Here is an 18,355-nt window from a genome sequence, read left to right on the forward strand (position 1 = left end):
TAATGTCCTTAAGATGCGAGCTGACTCGGAAGGATTCTCGTGTTGTCATGCTGACAACTTAACGTAGTTTGATCCAGCCACAAAACAATGAACCGCCACGGTTACCCCACCCAGTTGGCCTGATCCGGCTTAAGCCCGTAATGTGGATCGTAAGTTGCCCCGAACAGCCAGCATGGGAAAACTGACTTTCCCTACCCATCTGTCTCTTTTGCACGGTCGCACGCAGGAGGCAAGTTGGCAGACTTCCTTGAGCCTCTGGAACGATCACGCCGCATGGGGCGGATCAGGTCACAGGACACGAAGCCAGAGATCGCGCTCCGACGGGCATTGCACCGGCTCGGGTTACGCTTCCGCCTAGGTGGCGCAGGATTGCCCGGGCGCCCTGATATTGTACTACCACGCCATCGTGCCGCGGTATTCGTTCACGGTTGCTTCTGGCACCGCCATCCCGGTTGCAAGGTTGCATCGACGCCAAAGTCGAATACTGACTTTTGGGTTGCAAGATTCGACCGAAATGTTGCCCGCGATGGGAAGGTCATGCGGGAGCTCCAGGAGTTAGGCTGGAACGTTTTTGTAATCTGGGAGTGCGAGCTTTCCGCTAAGTCGCGCTTGAGCCCAACGGCCACCCAGTTGGCGGCGCAAATACGCGAGAGAACTATCACCAGCATAGCCGGGGTTCTGCCACAGACTGGATGAATGCCAGCATCGACCGCACTCGCCTCCCGCGCGCGCTACCAGACGCCGATCATATAGATGAAGGGTCACAACGAGCGCATCACGATGATCACAAAGTGCTCTCGCAGGGCGGGGTACACAACGGCGCGACTCCAGCCGGCTGGACGGCTTTTTCCGACGTCAGCGGTTTCGACGATCCCGACGCGGGAACAGAGGAAACTGGGAATTAAACCGGGGGGCTGCGCGATCCCGGCGAACCGCGCAATAGGTGCGAACAGAACCGTCCGGCAGGAGAACCGGAGCTCAGTACGATAGCCCGCATCAAGCCATGCCTAGCATTTTTGATCTTGGGGGCACCACGCCTTGCGCATGTCCGCTTTCGGGGAGCGTCTAGCAGGCTGTCGGGTTGGGGTACCTGGCTCTGGCGATCTGCGGTAAGCTTTCAGGATGAGCAGCTTCATTCCGTTTGATCGATCGCAGCCGTATCTTCTGCCGCCGGATCTGAAGTCATGGCTGCCGTCGGACGATGTGGCGCATTTCATCGTGGCGGCGGTAGAGCGGGTGCCGTTGAGGGCATTTTCCGTTCCTGTGCGGACTGGCGGCAAGGCGCAGTATCATCCGCGCCTGATGCTGGCGCTGCTGATTTACGCCTATGCGAACGGCGTGTTCTCATCGCGTCGGATCGAACGGGCGACATATCGTGATATCGGTATGCGCTTTGTGGCGGCGAACCTGCATCCTGACCATGACACGATCGCGACGTTCCGGCGCGGCAACCGCACGACGATCGAGCAGCGTTATGATGTACTCCTGTGGCACTCGAGACGGGCCCGCGAGCAGGCTTAGACGCGTCACGACCAGAATATGAGCGCAAGAAGGCAGCTTTTGATGCGAAGCGGGGACGGCGCGGTCGGCCGCCGAAAGAACCGGACGATGAACCGCCACCAGACCGGCAGATCAACCTGACCGATCCGGACAGCAAGCTGATGCGCCGCTCCGACGCGCATGAATACCGGCAAGCCTACAATGCCCAGGCCGTGGTTTGTGCCGAGGGCAGCCAGTTGATCTTGGAAAATGGCGTCGTTGCGACGACGGCGGACGCGCCCAGCTTCGCCGCCACCATCCTGGGTATGGAGGAGAGGATCGGCCTGCCACGAACCGTCCTCGCCGACACGGGTTTCGCCAGCGGCAAAGCCGTCGAAACGTTGCAGGCCAGCGGCGTGGACCCGCTGGTCGCCATCGGACGCCCTGTGAATCGGCGCCCTTATGACTTCCGGCCAGAACCGCCACCCAGGGAGCCGCGCCGGATCACCGAGCCCTGGCGCCTGGAAATGAAGGCCAGGCTGCAACAGAACCCGGCAAAAGCCCTTTACGCCTTACGCAAGCAGACCGTCGAACCGGTCTTCGGTATCATCAAGAGCGCCATGGGCTTCACCCGTTTCCATCTCCGTGGCCTCCCCAACGTCGCAACAGAATGGACGCTCGTCGCCCTCGCATATAATTGCCGTAGGATCACGCGACTGACGGCCGCATAAACGCCGTCGTCGCCGTCACTCATCACTACGGCAGCGCCCAATCCGACAGCCTGCTAGACAATCTTAGACGACCGGCATTGGGACGCACAGCGACTGTCACACGCAGCTGACTGAACGGCAGGATACATAGTTTGGGCGCTCCAAAGCGGACAGGCCGAATCCCCCCCCTTTCGGACCTACGTCCCGCCAAGTCGGACTTACGCGCTGTCCAAGCTGACGTCCGCTTCTGAGAGCCCGATCCGAAAGTTTTTGAACAATACCAGCCTGTTGTGATTCATCCGTCTTTGCGAAGAGATGGAGTGAATGGTGACATGGACTGGTATTGCCCGACGTGAACATAGCCGGGAAGGGTTGCGATATCCATCGGATATGACGGACGGGGAGTGGGCTTTGATCATGCCATTTGTACCCCCGGCGAAACGGGGCGGTCGCCCCCGCACTACGGATATGCGCGAGGTGGTCAACGCGATGCTCTACATAGCCTCGGCCGGGTGTGCGTGGCGCCTGCTGCCGAAATGCTTTCCGCCGGTCTCGACCGTCAGGCGCTATTTTTACGCCTGGCGTGGTGCCGGAGTGTTCGAAGTCATGAATACGGTGCTGGTCATGAGCCTGCGCGAGATCGAGGGGCGTGAAGCCTCTCCGAGCGCGGGCGTGATTGACAGCCAGTCGGTGAAAACCACGGAAAGTGGCGGGCTTTCGGGCTATGACGCGGGGAAGAAGGTCAAGGGCCGCAAGCGCCATATTGTGACGGATACTGCGGGCTTCCTGATCTTTCTCCTCGTTCATGCCGCCGACATCCAGGACCGTGATGGGGCTGTTGATGTCCTGGCAGCGATACGCAGGCGCTTTCCCTGGCTGCGCCACATCTTCGCTGATGGCGGCTATGCTGGCGACAAATTGCGATCCGCGCTCGCCTCCATGGGAAAATGGACCCTTGAAATCATCAGGCGGTCCGATACGGCGAAGGGCTTTCAGATCCTGCCGCGCCGCTGGGTGGTTGAACGGACATTCGCATGGCTGGGACGGTGCAGGCGGCTCGCCAAAGACTGGGAACAATCCATTGCTTCCTCAACCGCATGGACATTGATCGCCTCGATCCGAATGCTCACACGACGGACAGCAAGGCATTGTCACGGTTGAAGAACTTTCGGATCGGGCTCTGAGGCGTGGCCGAGCCCTCAAATTCGCACACCTGGCGCCACGCCATTGCGATGGTGAATATAAATGGGAATGGAACTGGCGTTGAGATCCCGGTCGCGCCAGTCGGGGGCCTGCTTCCTGATCGTATCGGCCGGCGGAGACGGTCAGGCGGGGTTCGCCAATAGCCGGAGGGTTGCTTCGTCCTTGTGGCCTTTGAACCAGCGATCGAGCATTGTCTGGAATGGTGCGTCGGCGCCGGCTTCGATGAACAGGGTGAGCGACGAGCGGAGCTTGGCGGCGTCGATGTTGCCGAATACGGTTTCGGCGGTGGTGGGGGGCAGGTCGTGGAGTGCGGCCACGCATTGCCGCAGGCGCGTGCCCAGGACCGGGTGGTCGAGATAGGCGCGTGCCTCGTCGAGCGAGCGGATGGCGTAGGTCCGCGCCATCGTGCTGGTGCCGAGCCCGGCGATCTGCGGGAAGATGAACCACATCCAGTGGCTGCGCTTGGCGCCGTGCCGGATTTCGGCCAGCGCCGTGTCGAAGCTGTCGGTCTGGGCGGTGACGAAGCGTTCGAGATGGAAAGGGTCGGTCATGGGCTGAATCCCCGTTCACTGTCGGGACGGACGCTGCACGCGATGTCCGCCGGCAGTCAAATCATTCGGTCACGCCTGAAGATGCGGTGCCAGCAGGTCGGCCAGCCAGTCGATGAAGGCGCGGACCCGGTGTGCGACGTGCTTGCGGTGCGGATACAGCACGCTCATCGGCAGCGGGGCGGCGCGCCAGTCGGGCAGCACTTCGACCAGCGTGCCCGCGTCCAGGTGCGGGCGGACGTCGTAGGCCGGGACCTGGATCAGGCCCAGCCCGGCCAGGCAGCAGGCGATCTGGGCCTCGGCGCTGTTCACCGTCACGCGGCCGGGCAGGGCCAGGGTGCGGGGCGTGTCGTCCTCGGTCCACTCCCAGTCCTCGATGCGGCCGGTTGTGGGCGAGGCGTAGCGCACGGCGCAATGGCCCGGCAGGTCGGCGGGGGCCAGCGGGACACCGTGCCGCGCCAGGTAGGCGGGGCTGGCGACGTTGATCAGCCGCAGGGTGCCCAGCCGGCGCGCGATCAGCGCGGAATCATGCAGCGGGCCGACGCGCAGCGCGCAGTCGATCCCGTCCTCGACCAGGTTCACCGCCCGGTCGGTCACGCCCAGTTCGACGTCGATGGCGGGATAGCGTGCCAGGAAGTCGGGCAAGGCCGGGGCGACGATCAGCCGGCCGATGCGCCCGGGCATGTCCGCCCGCAGCACGCCGCGCGGCCCGGCGGCGTCGCGGCGGAAGAGGTTTTCCGCATCCTCGACGTCCGCGATCAGGCGGACGCACTGCTCGTAGAACGCCGAGCCGTCCGGTGTGGGGGCGACAATGCGTGTAGTGCGGGACAGCAGGCGCGTGCCGACCCGGGCCTCGAGATCGCGGATCGCAGTGGACACCGATGAGCGCGGCATGCCCAGCGTGTCGGCCGCGCGGGTGAAGCTGGCGGTTTCCACCACCCGGGCGAAGATGCGGAACAGGTCGATCCGGTCCAAGGCGTGCTCCGGGGAAAGCGTGCTGCGGGGAAGGGTGTCCCCTTCCTGCCAGCATGTCCGGTTTGTTCGGATTCCGCGACAGGTGTTGTTTGGAATGGCGCGTTTATCGCCGATTTCGGGATGATACTGTCCCCCTGACGGGAGCCTGCGGTCCAGCGGGCGCCGGGAGAGGGAGGCATGACATGGCCGATCACGGTATAACCGGAAAGACGGTGCTGATCGCCGGCGGGGCGAAGAACCTGGGCGGGCTGATCGCGCGCGACCTGGCGGCGCAGGGCGCGCGGGCGATCGCGATCCACTACAACAGCGACGCCACCCGGCCCGAGGCCGAGCGGACGCTGGCCGACATCCGGGCAGCCGGGGCGCAGGCGGTGGCGTTCCAGGCCGACCTGACGCAGGCCGGGGCCAATGCGGCACTGTTCGCGGACACCATCGCCGCGATCGGGCGGCCGGACATCGCGATCAACACCGTCGGCCGGGTGCTGAAGAAGCCGATCCTGGAGACCAGCGAGGCCGAATTCGACAGCATGGTCGCGATCAACACCAGGGCCGCCTATTTCTTCATCAAGGAAGCCGGCCTGCACCTGAACGACAACGGCAAGCTGGTGACGCTGGTGACGTCGCTGCTGGGGGCGTACACCCCGTTCTATTCCACCTATGCCGGCACCAAGGCGGCGGTGGAGCATTTCACGCGCGCGGCGTCGAAGGAATTCGGCGCGCGGGGCATTTCGGTCAACGCGGTGGGGCCGGGCCCGATGGATACGCCGTTCTTCTACGGGCAGGAAGCGCCGGAGGCCGTGTCCTATCACAGGCAGGCGGCGGCGCTGTCGGCCTTCAGCCCCACCGGGCTGACGGATATCGCGGACGTGGCCCCCTTCATCCGCTTCCTGGTGTCCGACGGGTGGTGGATCACCGGCCAGACGGTGCTGATCAACGGCGGCTACACCACCAGGTAACCCGACCCGGCCGGGACGCGCGCGCCGGCGCCCGTGGGCCGCTTTGTCGGATCCGCGGGCCGTGTCTATGGTGCGCGTGGTTCGGGCGGCGCAACGATGTGGGGGCCCGGCGAGTCAAGGGAGCGGGTTCTTGGGTCTGAAGCAGCGCCATATCCTGTTCATGGCATTGGGCGGGTCGGTCGGGGCGGGGTTGTTCCTGGGTTCGGGCGGGGCGATCCATCAGGCGGGGTCGTCCGTGCTGGTGGCCTATGTGCTGTGCGGCATCATCGTGTTCTTCATCGGGCGGGCGGCGGCGGAACTGGCGCTGAGCGATCCGGGGGGGCGGACGCTGAACGCGTTCGTCGGGCGCTATCTGGGCCCGCGCATGGAATTCCTGACCGGCTGGAGCTACTGGCTGATCTGGACGCTGGTGTGCATTTCGGAAATCACCGCCGCCGGGATCTTCGTGCGCTACTGGTTTCCCGCCGTGCCGCAATGGTCGGTCGCCGCCGTGCTGGGCGGGGTGCTGCTGGCCGTGGGGTCGCGCGCCGTCGCCACGTTCGGCGAGATGGAATTCTGGCTGGCCATCATCAAGATCTGGGCCATCGTGGCGCTGATCCTGTGCGGGCTGGCCACGATCGTCCTGCATGTGGGGCTGGCGGGGCCGGGCGCATCCTTCGCCCATATCTGGCAGGCGGGCACGATGCTGCCGCACGGGGCGGCGGGCTTCGCCGCCATCCTGCCGATGGCGCTGTTCGCCTTCGGCGGCACCGAGGTCGTGGCCCTGACGGCGGCGGAAACCGAGGACGCCGTGCGCGTGCTGCCGCGCGCGGTCAACGGCATCGTGGGGCGCATCGTCGTGTTCTATGTCGGCAGCCTGGCGATCATCATGGCCATCGTGCCGTGGGGCGAGGCCGACGCGACGCACAGCCCGTTCGTGCTGGCGTTCACGCATATGGGCCTGCCGACGGCGGCCGCGTCCATCAACGCGGTCATGGCGCTGGCGGCGCTGTCATCGTGCAATACCGGGCTGTATGCCACCAGCCGGACCCTGGCGTCGCTGGCCGAGGGCGGCATGGCCTCGGCCCGGCTGCGCGACCGGGCCGCGAACGGCGTGCCGGCCCTGGCGTTCGCGGCCTCGTTCGTTACCGTGCTGGCGGGGGTGGTGCTGAACTACTTCCTGCCCGACCGGCTGTTCGGCTACGCGATCCAGGGCGTGTCCTTCCTGCTGATCTTCGTCTGGGTCACGATCATGGCGGCGCACCTGGCCTATCGGCGCGGCGCCGACGGTGGGGCGGGGGCGGGCGCGGGCACGCGCCGGGTGGCGGCGCTGCCGTGGGCGCCGGCCAGCAACCTGGTCGCCATCGCCTTCCTGCTGGCCATCGGGCTGGACATCGTGTGGGTCGGGCGGCTGTACGTGCCCTTCGCGCTGGACGCCGTGTGGCTGGGCGGCCTGCTGCTGGCGCGGGAGCGTCTATTCCGCGTTCAGCGCCCGTGACAGTTCGTCGGGCTTCATCCTGCTGCTCTGCGCCTCGGTCGGGAAGGTTCCGGACTGGACTTCACTGACGTAGGCGCGCAGCGCGTCCTCGATCGCGGTGCCGATTTCCGCGAAGCGTTTGGCGTGGCGGGGCGACTTGCCGGGGAACAGGCCCAGTATGTCGTGCCAGACCTGCACCTGCCCGTCGCAGCCCGCGCCGGCGCCGATGCCGATGACGGGGATCTGCAGCCGCCGGGTCACGGCCTGGGCCAGTTCGGTGGGCACCAGTTCCAGCACGATGGCGAACGCGCCGGCATCCTGCAGGGCCAGGGCGTCGTCCAGCAGGCGCCGGGCCTCGGCGGCCTGTCTGGCCTGCACGCGCAGGCCCAGCGTGTGCTGGGATTGCGGCGTCAGGCCCAGATGGCCCATCACCGGCACGCCCAGTTCGGTCAGGCGGCGGACGGTGGGCGCGATCGTGGCGCCGCCCTCCAGCTTCAGGGCCTGGACCCCGGCTTCCTGCATCACGCGGCGGGCGGAGGCGATGGCGTCGGCTTCGGTCGCGTAGGTCAGGAACGGCAGGTCGGCCACCACCAGGGCGCGGCTGGTGCCCCGCACCACGGCCCGGGCGTGGCGGATCATGTCGTCCAGCGTCACCGGCAGGGTGGTGTCGAAGCCGTGGACCGCCATGCCCAGCGAATCGCCCACCAGCAGCATCGGCACGCCCGCGCGTTCGGCCAGCACGGCCGAGGGGTGGTCGTAAGCCGTCAGCATGGCGATCCGCTGGCCGGCGGGCTTCATGGCCTGCACGTCGAAGAGGGTGATGCGCATCGGGGGCTCCGCGAAAGATCGGACGCGTCGGGGGCGTCGGGGTTAGCTGTTTGGAAGGATCTGCCGCATGGCGCAACTTGGAAGGGTGCGCCGCATGGCGCAACGCCGGGCGGGGGGCAGGCCGTGCGCTGCCTCCTGCTTCAGGATGGCGCGCAGGCGCGGGGTCAGCGCCGCGTCGGCCAGCAGGTCATAGCCCGTGCGGGCGTAGAACGGGCCGTTCCAGGGTACGTCGCGGAACGTGGTCAGGGTCAGGGACGCGAACGCATGGCGGGCGGCGTGGGCGGCGGCGTGGTCCAGCAGCCGGCGGCCCAGCCCGCGCCTCTGCCGGCCCGGCGCCACCGCCATCTGCCAGACATGCAGCACCGGGCGGCCGGAGTCCGGGCCGGTCCCGTCCTCGACGGCCGCGCGGGCGGTCAGGAAGCCGGCAATGCCGGTGGCGTCGGCCGCGACCCAGCAGGTGCCGTCCCGGATTGCGGCCAGGTGGGCCTCGGCGGGCATGACGTCGTCATCCGCGATCCATGCCAGGTCGGGGATGCCGCGGAACACCTCGCCCGATGTCCGCTCCAGTTCCGGCAGGGCGGCGGCATCGGCGTCGCACGCCGGGCGGATAATGTCAGTCATACGAGGTCCCTGAACGAATCGAAGTCTTCTGCTTCCTTTTATCTCCTCCTTTTCCGGGGATGGCTCAACGCCCCCGGCGCGATCCCGGCGGCGGGGTTGGCATTGGCCTCCTGCACCGCGCGGGCGCAGACCGAGCCCTCGCCGACGCCGAACTGGATGGTCGGCAGCAGCGCCAGGGGCGGCATGACGACGCCCAGCCCGGCGGCGGCGGCGGCGCGGCCGATGACCTCGGCGCCGGGCAGGACGGTCGGGTCCTTCAGCGGGCCGGTGATGTGGAACGCGCCGGGCAGCGAGGCGACGGTGAAGTGCAGCGACCGGGTGGTCAGCGCGTAGTCGATCGCGTTGCGGCGCAGGTCGATGGTGCCGCTGCCCAGGGTGCGGGTGGAACCGGTCTGCAACAGCAGGGTACGGGTCTGGACGATGCCCTCGTTCAGCGGCAGGTCGGCGATGAAGCACTGCACGTCGGTCTTCTGCGGCAGGCCCAGTGCCGACAGCACGGCATTGCCCAGGCGCAGGCCCAGCATGTCGGGCAGCAGGGCGGACAGGTCGCCGCCCTGGTCCAGCACCAGCGTCAGGCCGCCGGTGCCGTGGGCCAGCAGGCTGGCCAGCGAATTGCCGGTGGCCGCCAGGGTGGCGTGGCCGCCGATGATGCCGCGCGCGCCGGTCCCGGTCGTGGCCTGCATGATGCGCGACAGGTCGATATGCGCGAAGTCCAGGCGGGCCCTGGCGGCGAATCCGCCGGCCGCCGGCGTCAGGGTGACGACGCTGGCCAGCGTGCCGTTGCCCACCGCGAAATTCAGGCGCCTGACGTCGATCGTGCCGCTGTCGATGCGGATGTCGGCGTCGATATTGTCCAGCGGCACGCGGCGGTTTTCGATATGGTCGCCGTGATAGACCATGTGCGCGTTGATCGCGCGCAGCTTGGGGATGTTGACCGGGGTGTCGGGCAGCACGTTGGGGTCCTTGGCTTCCGCCGCCTGCTCCGCCGGGGTTTTCGCGCCCTTGCGCCGGGCGCCGATGAAGCCGCCCAGATCGACCAGGTCGACCCGGTGCGAATGCAGGGTGGCGTCCACGAAGGGGACCGCCTGGTGCGGATTGACGCTGATCGCGCCCCCGATATCGCTGGAGCCCAGGCGGCCGCGCAGGTCGGTGAAGCGGATCATGCGCCGGCTGTAGTCCAGCCGTCCGGTCAGGTCGTAGGCCGGGGTCACGGGGATGGGGATTCCGGTCAGCGGATAGAGCAGCGACATGTCCGGCCCGTTGAAATGCAGCGTCAGCCGGGCGCCGGCGAAATGGAACGGGTCGTCGATGGTGCCGGCCAGCGCGGCGGTGGTGGGTCCGTTGCGCACCGTCACGTCCAGCGGGTACGGGTGGGCCGGGTCCATCAGGCCCAGCAGCGCGCCGCCGACGGCATGCAGGGTCATCGGCTGGGCGGCATAGCGGCCGGTGGCGTCCACCACGATGCGGCCGCGATCGCCTTCGGCGGGGTTGGGGGGCGTGGTGTGCAGGGTGGCCGCCATTTCGGCGCGCAGCGGGGCGTCGGCCACGCGCAGGGCGCCGTCGGTGATGCGCAACTCGCCGATCGTCGGCCATTTCGTGGCGGGCGCGCCGGGCTGGGCGGGCGGCCCCATGGTGGTGTTGCTGGTCGTGGCGTTGCCGGGGCCGTCCTTGCGGCGGACGATATCCGCGCGCGGGCCGTCCAGCGCGATCAGGGGCAGCGACAGCGTGCCGTGGCGCAGCCAGTCCCAGGCGTCGATGGCGACGGTGGCGTGACGGGCGGTGGCGAAGGGCTGCTTTTCATCCTCGAAGCCCGCCGGCTGGTCGATCGTCAAATCGTCGGCGGTGACGGTCACGATGCGGCCCAGCCGCACATGCAGGTGCGCGATGGTGGTGCGGCGGTGCAGTGCCGCGCTGGCGCGCGAATCGACCAGCGGGATGAACCAGTCCCACGACCAGACCAGGATCAGCACGACGATCAGGGCGACCAGGCTGCCCAGCCCGATCAGCCAGGGCCGGAGGCCGCGGCGCGGGCCGGTGGGGCGGCTGGACGGGGCTTTGCTCATGGGGTGCCTTTCATGCCGGACGCCGTGTCGGCGGGAGGGTGGCGGAGGTATCAGGGCCGGAGGCATCGGCGTCGGAGGTATCCGGCGCGGGGAGGGCCGGGGGCGGGACCAGGTCCACCTGCTGCACCGGGCGGGCCATGCGGATGCCTTCCTGCGCGAAGCGGAGCGCCAGCAGGCGGTTGAACGCGCGCTGGACCGGCCAGCGCGCGGCGTCGGTGCACACGATCTGGCCCAGCAGGGTGACGGCTTGGGAGGAAACGGCGTTCACGCCCCAGTATTGCAGGTCGCTGAGCATGCCCGGGCCCAGGTCCGGGTCGCCGCGCATGTCGTGCACGATGTCGGTCAGCACGGACGCGGCGTGGTCGATGTCCTGCCCGGGCGCGATGTCGACCGAGACCGAGGCGTTGCCCAGGCCGCGATTGGTGTTGGTGACGGTGGAAACCGCGCTGAAGGGGATGATGTGCACCGACCCGTCCGAGGCGCGCAGGCGCAGGGTGCGGATCGACAGGGTCTCGACCGTGCCCGACAGGCCGCCGGCGGTGACCGTGTCCCCGACCTCCATGGCGTTTTCCAGCAGCAGGAAGATGCCGGTGATGAAGTCCTGCACCAGCTTCTGCGACCCGAAGCCGACCGCGACGCCGATGATCCCGGCGCCGGCCAGCAGCGGGGCGATGTTCAGCCCGATCTCGCTGAGCACCGTCATGGCCACCACGACGATCAGGCAGACCATCAGCATCGTCCGCAGGATGGGCGACAGGGTGCGCAGCCGCATGGCGCGGATGGGTTGCGCGCTGCTGGTATAGCGGGTGATCTGCCGGTCCAGCACCGTGTTGACCCATTCCCAGATCACGATGCCGATCGCCAGCGCCACCAGGATGGTGGCGGCCGCCGAGATCAGCCGCCGGCCGATCTGCCCGGTGCCGAACCAGCCGAAGGCCGGCAGCCCCCAGGCCTGCAGCAATGCCACGGTGCCGGCGATGGCCAGCATCCAGGACAGGGTCCGCCGCACATAGGGGTAATAGCGCGCGCCGCGCCGCGACAGGTCGGACAGGGGCTGCTCCGCGTCCTCCGGCGCGCGGAACAGGCGGTCCAGCAGCCCGAACAGCAGCGACGCCACGATGCGGAAGGCGATCAGGACGCCCGCGGCGATGGCGAACAGGCGCCAGATCCGCACATAGCCGCCGGGGATTTCCGCCGCCCAGACCAGCCACAGCGCGAAGTCGAGGATCAGCGCCACGATCCACCACCGCTCGGCCAGCCCGTCGAACAGGCTGCCGGTAAAGCGCGACCGCAGGCGGCGCGACGGTTGCAGCATGCGGGCGATCGGGACGCGGACCTGAAGGATCAGCCCGGCCAGCAGCAGGTGTTCCGCCAGCAGGATACACGCGGCCGATCGCGTCTGGCCGGGTTCGGGCAGGTCCAGCATGTCGCCGATATCGATCAGGCATAGGGCGGTGACCGGCACCGCCACCAGCCCGGTCGCCCACCACAGCAGCACCCGCGCCGTGTCGTTGCGCAGCGGCAGCGGGCGCAGGTGGGGCAGGCCGGGCGACAGCAGCACCCCCAGCACCAGGGCCGCCAGCCGGCCGATGGCATAGGCGTTGATCACGACCAGCATGATCGCCAGCAGCCGGGGCCCGTCGGCCAGGCCGGCGGTCAGGCTGTTCGCCACCAGGCTGGCCACGCCGAAGAAGGCGGCGGGCGGCAGGATGTCCAGCCCCAGGCGCAGGGCGATCCAGGGCAGCAGCCGCAGCAGCCGCAGCGCGCGGCGCCGGGACTGGGCGTCGGCGGCGCGGGCGGCCTCGATGTCCGAGGCGGGCGGCGGGCCGGCCTCGGCCAGGTCGGGTTCCGGCCCGTCGCGGTTGGCATCGGCATCCGTGCCGCGTTCCGCAAGGTCGGGGGCGGGGGCATCCGACGGCTCGGGCAAGGCGGGTTCGGGCGGCGCGGTGGAGATGGGGGGCAGGCGCGTGGCCAGGTACGCGTCCATGCGGGCGACGCGCCGGTCCAGCGGGACGGCCAGCAGGCGTTCGACGACCAGTCCGGCCAGGATGGCCAGGCCCAGCCGCCAGGACAGCGCGGCCAGCAGCGTGCGGGCCGCCCCGGGGGTCGTGATGTGCCGTATCCAGACGCCCACGATGTGCAGGTCGGCGAACAGGGCGCCGAAGCGGCTCAGGCGCTGGCCCAGCGTGCCGGCGGCCAGGGTCAGGCCGTGGAGGGTCTGCGCGCCCAGGCTGCCGGGTGCCAGGGCGATCTTCTGCTGCGCCGGTGGGGCGGCCGGGGCCGCCGGGGCCGGCGTGGCGGGGGCGGGCGCTGCCGGGGCGGTCCGGGCCGCCGGTGCCGGGGCCCGGGCGGGGGCCGCCGCTGGCGCCGGGGCGGGCGCCGAGACGGGTGCAGGGGCGACCGGGACCCCCATGGCGGGGGCGGCGCCCGGCGGCAGGGTGGCCAGGGTGCGCAGGTCCTGCACGAAGGCGGCGCGGCGCTCCGGGTCGTCCAGCGTGCGCAGCAGGTGGCGCAGTTGCGCCTGGTCCGGCAGGGGCCGCGATTCGGCCGGCAGGGAGGATGGTGGGGGGGCGGCCGGGCGCGTGGCCGGCGGCGCGGTGTCCTGCGCGCGGGCCGGGGACGTCAGGCCCGGGCCGCCCGCGATGCCGGCCAGCAGGAGGGCGGCCGCCGCCAGGATCGCAGCCGGCTTTCGGAAGGGAATGATGGAAGAATCAGGGCGTTGCCAGGCGCATGCGTCGGCAGGCATGGAACCTCCATGGGATGGGCGGGCGGTGGCCCGCGATCGCGGGCAGATGTGGTGGAAAACGTGCCGCGCGCCGTGAAGGTTGCCCGTTGGGGTGGTCGCGGGCCGGACCGCCCACCCGCGCGCCTGCGCAACCAGGCTGTCAGGAGCCGGTGCGGCGTGCCGCTATGGCGCGGGTGAATTCCGCGCCCAGCAGGAAGATCTGTGCCGAATAATAGATCCAGAGCATGACGACGATCAGCGCCCCGGCCGCGCCGTAGGACGTGGCCGAGACCAGGTTGCCGATATACAGGCCGATCAGGGTCTCGCCGATCATGAACAGCAGCGCGGTGATGGCGGCCCCGGTCCAGATGTCGCGCCAGGCCAGTTCGTGGTCCGGCAGCAGGTGGAAGGTCGCGGCGAACAGCGTCATCACCAGGCCGAACGACAGGCTCAGGTTCAGCGCCTGGACCAGGCGCACCTGGCCTGGAAAGTTCCAGTGTATATGGCCCAGCAGGGTCGCAAGCGCGGTGTTCACCGTCAGCGACACCAGCAGCAGGCCGGCCAGGGCGGCGATCAGCCCCAGCGCCAGTACGCGCTGGTACAGCAGGGCCGTCATCCAGGGTGTGGCAGGCGGGGGAGTCGCGGGCGGGGGCGTATCGGGCGGGGGGGCGGCCGCGGGCCGGGCGGCGATGCCGTCCGCCGTGTCATGCCGCCAGACGACGTTCAGGGCGGTCTGCAATTCCCCGAAGACGCCGGTGGCCGTGACCAGCAGCATGGCCACGGTGGCGATCCGCGCGGGCAGGCTGGCCGGGCTGCGGTGGGATGCGATCAGCATGTCCTGCAATGCCCCGGCGTTGTCCGGCCCCATCACGGCGCGGATCTGGTCGAACACCGCGCCGCGCGTCGCCTCCGCGCCATAGAGGACGCCCACGACGTCCACGATGATCGCCAGCACCGGCACGATGGAAAACATCGTGTAGAACGCGATCGCGGCGCCCCGGCTCAGTCCCTCGTCATCGATGAAGTTCGCGATCGACTGGCGGATGACCGCCCAGGCCGTCCCGATCATGGCGATGCTCGCGGATGCCGGGCGGGGTGCTCAGGCGTTCCAGTCCGATGTCAGGCGCAACCGGATGATGTCGCCCACCGCGTTCAGTTCGGCCTGCACGCCGGGCATGATGTCGCGGATCGCGACCGTGGCGCAGGGGCGTGAGACAAGGGTGATCACGGCGCTGTCGGGCAGGGCGCCTTCCGGCGCCGGTCGGGGGGCGGTTATCGTCATGGGGGGCCTCGCCATCCGATCGGGTTGCAGGCGGGACGCCGTGCCGCCGCTGGGTCGGCGAGCGGCGGCGCATGCGTCGCGCCCGCAGATCGAAACAGGTGGCGGCAGGGGCGGTTCCGTCCCGCCCATGCGATTACGAAAGCGTGATGGTGGGGCGGCGCGACCAGGCGGCAGCCCGGAAAAACCGGAACCCGAGGGCCCCGGTTTCCCACATGATCTGGAGTGCAGGAAGCGCTCCGCCGCCATGATGCTGCGTATGGCGTGGCGAAACGTTGATCCAGATCAAGCCGTGACGTGTGGGTGCGGCTCGGGGACAGGTGGCCCCTTGCCGGTCTGGAACGTGTTCAGGAACATGCGCGTCACCGCCCGGGCGATCAGGGCGATGTGGTCGGGGTCGGAATCGACGGGCAGTTGCATCCGCTTCCGCCCGGTGATGCGGGTCTGGCACAGCGTATAGAACAGTTCCGCCGCCAGGACCGGGTCGGGCACTGTCAGCGTGCCCTCGCGCGTGCGGGCGGTCAGCCAGTCGGCCAGGATGCCGATCGCCTTCTGCGGCCCGACCTGCCAGAAGGTTTCCGCCAGGTGCGGAAAGGTCGCGGCCTCGGACACGATGATGCGGTTCAGCATCAGCGACAGGGGCGAGGTGGTCAGGTGGATCATCGCGGTGGCGATGCCGACCAGCGTGTCCTCGGGCGTGCGTTCCTCGCCGATCGTCTCGAACAGCCTGGGCAGCTTCTCGCACGCGCATTGCTGGATGAAGGCGGCGAACAGGGTCGCCTTGCTGTCGAAGTAATTATACAGCGTTCCCTTCGACACGCCGGCACCCCGCGCGATCTGCGACATGCTGGCGCCCTCGTATCCATGCGCCGCGAAGATTCGCCCGGCGCCTTCCAGGATCTGCTGCCGCTTGGCGGCCGATGCCCCCGGCAGGTCCGGCGCGGTGGGGGGCGGGGCGGCTGGCATGTGCGTGGTCTCTCCGGTGGTCGGTGCGTTGCTTTCCCGGTCCGGACGGATTGACCCGCCGAGGAAAGCCGATAGGGTGGCGGTAATGACCGAACGGGTCGGTCAGTTTTGGTGGATGATGTCATACCGCCTCCTGTCCTGTCGATAGGGCGATGGCGGGATCGAAGCGTAACAGGGGGCCGTCTGGTGCATAGGGGACATTCTTGGCGGGCGGCGATCGTCGGGCTGTCGGTCCTTGCGACCGGATGCGCGGTCGGGCCGGACTTCCACAAGCCCGTGGCCTGGGCGCCGCCGCACTGGGCGGGCCAGCATTGGGTGGGTTCAGCCCCCGGGTCGACCTCTGGGGCATCCAGGCCGCCTGTCAGCAGCGATATCTCGGATGCCGCCCCCGACCCCGCATGGTGGGACGTGTTCCATGATCCCGAACTGTCGGCGCTGGAACGCCGGGTGGCCGGGCAGAACCTGTCCGTCGCCATCGCCACCGCCCGTCTGGCGCAGAGCCGGTCGCAACTGCGGATTGCCGGGGCCGAGCGTTATCCGGGGCTGAGCGCCGCGGGGTCGTACACCCGGTCGCAATACAGCACCAAGGAATTGCAGCGGATCGTCAGCGATGTCGGCAAGTCCGGCAACCTGCCGCTGGGCGGGGTCAACCTGGCGGACCAGTCCGGGCAGTTCACCATTCCGCTGCTGGACCAGTGGCGCGACAGCATCGACGCGACGTGGGAGGTCGACCTGTGGGGCCGCGTGCGCCGGCAGTACGAGGCGGCGGGCGCCGACCTGCAGGCCTCGGTCGAGGAACGGCGCGGCGTGCTGACCGCGCAGATGGCCGAACTGGCCCGCGATTACGTGGCCCTGCGCGAGGCCCAGGCGCAACTGCGCATCCTGCTGGACAATCGCGACACCGCGTCCCGCTCGCTGGACCTCAGCCGCCAGCGCAACCAGGCGGGCCTGGTCAGCGAACTGGACGTGCAGAGCGCGCAGTCGCAACTGGATTCCGTCACCGCGCGCATTCCGCAGATGGAACAGCAGATCGCGCTGCAGGTGAACGCGCTGAGCCTGCTGCTGGGGGCGCCGCCGTCCGCCCTGGCCGGCGAACTGCTGACCGACCGTGACATTCCGCCCGTGCCGCCGCGCGTGCCGGCCGGCGTGCCGTCCGAACTGGCCCGCCGCCGCCCAGACATCCGCCAGGCCGAGGCGCAGCTTCATGCCGCCACCGCGCAGGTGGGCGAGGCAGTGGCCGAGTTCTATCCCCGCGTGACCATCGACGCCGGATTCGGCTTCCAGTCGCTGTCCTTCCGCGATTTCGGATTCTGGAATGCCCGGGCGTGGAATGTCGGCCCGTCGATCAGCCTGCCGATCTTCCAGGGCGGGCGGCTGCGCGGGCAGCTTGAGTTGCGCCACGCGGCGGAGCAGGAGGCCGCGATCACCTATCGCCGGACCGTGCTGGGCGCCTGGCACGAGGTCGACAACGCCCTGACCGCGTATCGTGACGAACAGATGCGCCATGACAGTCTGGCGCGGCAGGTGGCCGACGACCAGCGGTCGCTGGACCTGGCCCGCGACCAGTATCGCCACGGCATGGTGACGTTCCTGACGGTGCTGGATGCCGAACGCCGGGTGCTGGGGTCGCAGACCGACCTGACCAGCAGCACGGCCAGCCTGTCGACCGATCTGGTGCAGCTCTATTCCGCGCTGGGCGGCGGGTGGGAAAATACCTTCCCGGTCCAGATGGCGGCCCCGGCCCGCCTGGCCGGTGCCGCGCCCGGCGCGGCCCCCCCGGCATGAGGCCGATTCGGGCCGGACGCGGCGTGCGGGGATGGTCCGGGCCGTTTTGCAAGTCTTCGGGCTTGGCGGATGGCGGTCGGCAGCGTATAAGCCGCCCGTTTCGCGGCGGGCCCCGGTCCGGCGAGGCCTCGCCGGCCGAGGTCCTGCCCGGGGGCGAAAGTCAAGGACGCGTATCATGATCACATTGCCTCCCGATTACCGCCCCTCGGAAGACGAGGAATTCATGAATCCGCTACAGGTGGAATATTTCCGCCAGAAGCTGCTGAAGTGGCGGGCGGATCTGCTGAAGGAAGCGGATGAGACCCTGGCGAGCCTGTCCGAAGGCGGGATTCACGAGGCCGACATTACCGACCGCGCCAGTGTCGAGACCGACCGCGCGCTGGAACTGCGCACCCGCGACCGTGCGCGCAAGCTGATCTCCAAGATCAACCAGGCGCTGCTGCGGGTCGAGAACGGGTCCTACGGCTTCTGCGAGGAAACGGGCGAGCCGATCGGCCTGAAGCGGCTGGAAGCGCGCCCCATCGCCACCCTGTCGATCGAGGCGCAGGAGCGGCACGAGCGGATGGAAAAGATCCACCGCGACGATTGACCACCCCCGGGCCGGGTCCGTCGCCTTTTCTCGCCGAGGGGGGTTGCAACCCACCGGCAGAGGCGGTAGGAACCCGTCCCACGCTGCTGCTGTAGCTCAGTGGTAGAGCACTCCCTTGGTAAGGGAGAGGTCGACAGTTCAATCCTGTCCAGCAGCACCATGATTTTCCTAC

The 18,355-nt window shown here is 68.8% G+C and carries 15 protein-coding genes, 1 tRNA gene and 1 pseudogene; 8 read left to right on the top strand and 9 right to left on the bottom strand.

Features of this window, described 5'->3' with window-relative positions; all coding sequences use genetic code 11:
- Positions 1-234: 234 nt before the first annotated feature.
- From GDI_RS17865 to GDI_RS17875, 3 genes and pseudogenes are all read left to right on the top strand, one after another.
- Positions 235-696: a very short patch repair endonuclease gene (locus GDI_RS17865; RefSeq protein WP_012228546.1), complete on the top strand. Its 462-nt coding sequence runs from the start codon at positions 235-237 to the stop codon at positions 694-696.
- A 426-nt stretch (positions 697-1,122) separates the two neighbouring features.
- A pseudogene (locus GDI_RS17870) lies at positions 1,123-2,210 on the top strand (transposase).
- Between the two features lie 303 nt (positions 2,211-2,513).
- Positions 2,514-3,350, top strand: a complete 837-nt coding sequence (locus tag GDI_RS17875) for an IS5-like element ISGdi1 family transposase (RefSeq protein WP_041249595.1) — start codon at positions 2,514-2,516, stop codon at positions 3,348-3,350.
- Between the two features lie 164 nt (positions 3,351-3,514).
- Here GDI_RS17875 and GDI_RS17880 read toward each other — a convergent pair whose 3' ends face one another.
- Together GDI_RS17880 and GDI_RS17885 are read right to left on the bottom strand one after the other, a co-directional pair.
- Positions 3,515-3,943 (bottom strand): DUF1810 domain-containing protein, encoded by a 429-nt coding sequence (locus tag GDI_RS17880; protein WP_012228554.1) that lies wholly within the window; start codon positions 3,941-3,943, stop codon positions 3,515-3,517.
- 69 nt (positions 3,944-4,012) lie between these two features.
- Positions 4,013-4,915 carry a LysR family transcriptional regulator gene (locus GDI_RS17885; RefSeq protein ID WP_012228561.1) on the bottom strand — a complete coding sequence of 301 codons (903 nt, stop codon included), beginning with the start codon at positions 4,913-4,915 and terminating at the stop codon, positions 4,013-4,015.
- 182 nt (positions 4,916-5,097) lie between these two features.
- On the opposite strand from GDI_RS17885, the gene GDI_RS17890 reads away from it, so the two are divergent.
- On the top strand, positions 5,098-5,871 hold the full coding sequence (locus GDI_RS17890) for an SDR family oxidoreductase (RefSeq protein ID WP_012228563.1): 774 nt from the start codon (positions 5,098-5,100) through the stop codon (positions 5,869-5,871).
- Positions 5,872-6,001: 130 nt separating this feature from the next.
- On the top strand, positions 6,002-7,348 hold the full coding sequence (locus GDI_RS17895; RefSeq protein ID WP_012554485.1) for an amino acid permease: 1,347 nt from the start codon (positions 6,002-6,004) through the stop codon (positions 7,346-7,348).
- Here GDI_RS17895 and panB read toward each other — a convergent pair.
- The 7 genes from panB to GDI_RS17930 form a co-directional block, all read right to left on the bottom strand.
- Entirely contained in the window at positions 7,325-8,155 is an 831-nt protein-coding gene (gene panB / locus GDI_RS17900; protein WP_012228567.1) for a 3-methyl-2-oxobutanoate hydroxymethyltransferase, read from the bottom strand. The two genes, GDI_RS17895 and panB, sit on opposite strands and share 24 nt — an antisense overlap.
- Positions 8,156-8,197: 42 nt before the next feature.
- Positions 8,198-8,776, bottom strand: a complete 579-nt coding sequence (locus GDI_RS17905; RefSeq protein WP_012228569.1) for a GNAT family N-acetyltransferase — start codon at positions 8,774-8,776, stop codon at positions 8,198-8,200.
- Positions 8,777-8,814: 38 nt separating this feature from the next.
- Complete coding sequence (locus tag GDI_RS17910; RefSeq protein ID WP_012228571.1) at positions 8,815-10,839, bottom strand: AsmA family protein; 2,025 nt, start codon at positions 10,837-10,839, stop codon at positions 8,815-8,817.
- Between the two features lie 10 nt (positions 10,840-10,849).
- Positions 10,850-13,585, bottom strand: coding sequence for a mechanosensitive ion channel domain-containing protein (locus tag GDI_RS17915; protein WP_081482909.1), 2,736 nt, complete (start codon positions 13,583-13,585; stop codon positions 10,850-10,852).
- Positions 13,586-13,724: 139 nt separating this feature from the next.
- Positions 13,725-14,633: a YihY/virulence factor BrkB family protein gene (locus GDI_RS17920; protein ID WP_012228575.1), complete on the bottom strand. Its 909-nt coding sequence runs from the start codon at positions 14,631-14,633 to the stop codon at positions 13,725-13,727.
- Positions 14,634-14,663: 30 nt separating this feature from the next.
- A complete protein-coding gene (locus GDI_RS17925) occupies positions 14,664-14,846 on the bottom strand; it encodes a hypothetical protein (RefSeq protein WP_012554488.1) in 183 nt (60 codons plus the stop codon).
- Between the two features lie 282 nt (positions 14,847-15,128).
- Positions 15,129-15,809 carry a TetR/AcrR family transcriptional regulator gene (locus GDI_RS17930; RefSeq protein ID WP_012228581.1) on the bottom strand — a complete coding sequence of 227 codons (681 nt, stop codon included), beginning with the start codon at positions 15,807-15,809 and terminating at the stop codon, positions 15,129-15,131.
- 186 nt (positions 15,810-15,995) lie between these two features.
- Here GDI_RS17930 and GDI_RS17935 point away from each other — a divergent pair, with 186 nt between their 5' ends.
- The 3 genes from GDI_RS17935 (at position 15,996) to GDI_RS17945 (ending at position 18,343) form a co-directional block, all read left to right on the top strand.
- Entirely contained in the window at positions 15,996-17,594 is a 1,599-nt protein-coding gene (locus tag GDI_RS17935; RefSeq protein WP_012554489.1) for an efflux transporter outer membrane subunit, read from the top strand.
- A 175-nt stretch (positions 17,595-17,769) separates the two neighbouring features.
- Positions 17,770-18,183, top strand: a complete 414-nt coding sequence (gene dksA, locus GDI_RS17940; RefSeq protein ID WP_012228583.1) for an RNA polymerase-binding protein DksA — start codon at positions 17,770-17,772, stop codon at positions 18,181-18,183.
- An 85-nt stretch (positions 18,184-18,268) separates the two neighbouring features.
- Positions 18,269-18,343, top strand: a tRNA-Thr gene (locus tag GDI_RS17945).
- Positions 18,344-18,355 lie beyond the last annotated feature (12 nt).

Origin of the sequence: Gluconacetobacter diazotrophicus PA1 5 (genome assembly GCF_000067045.1) — a bacterium.
Lineage (GTDB): Bacteria > Pseudomonadota > Alphaproteobacteria > Acetobacterales > Acetobacteraceae > Gluconacetobacter > Gluconacetobacter diazotrophicus.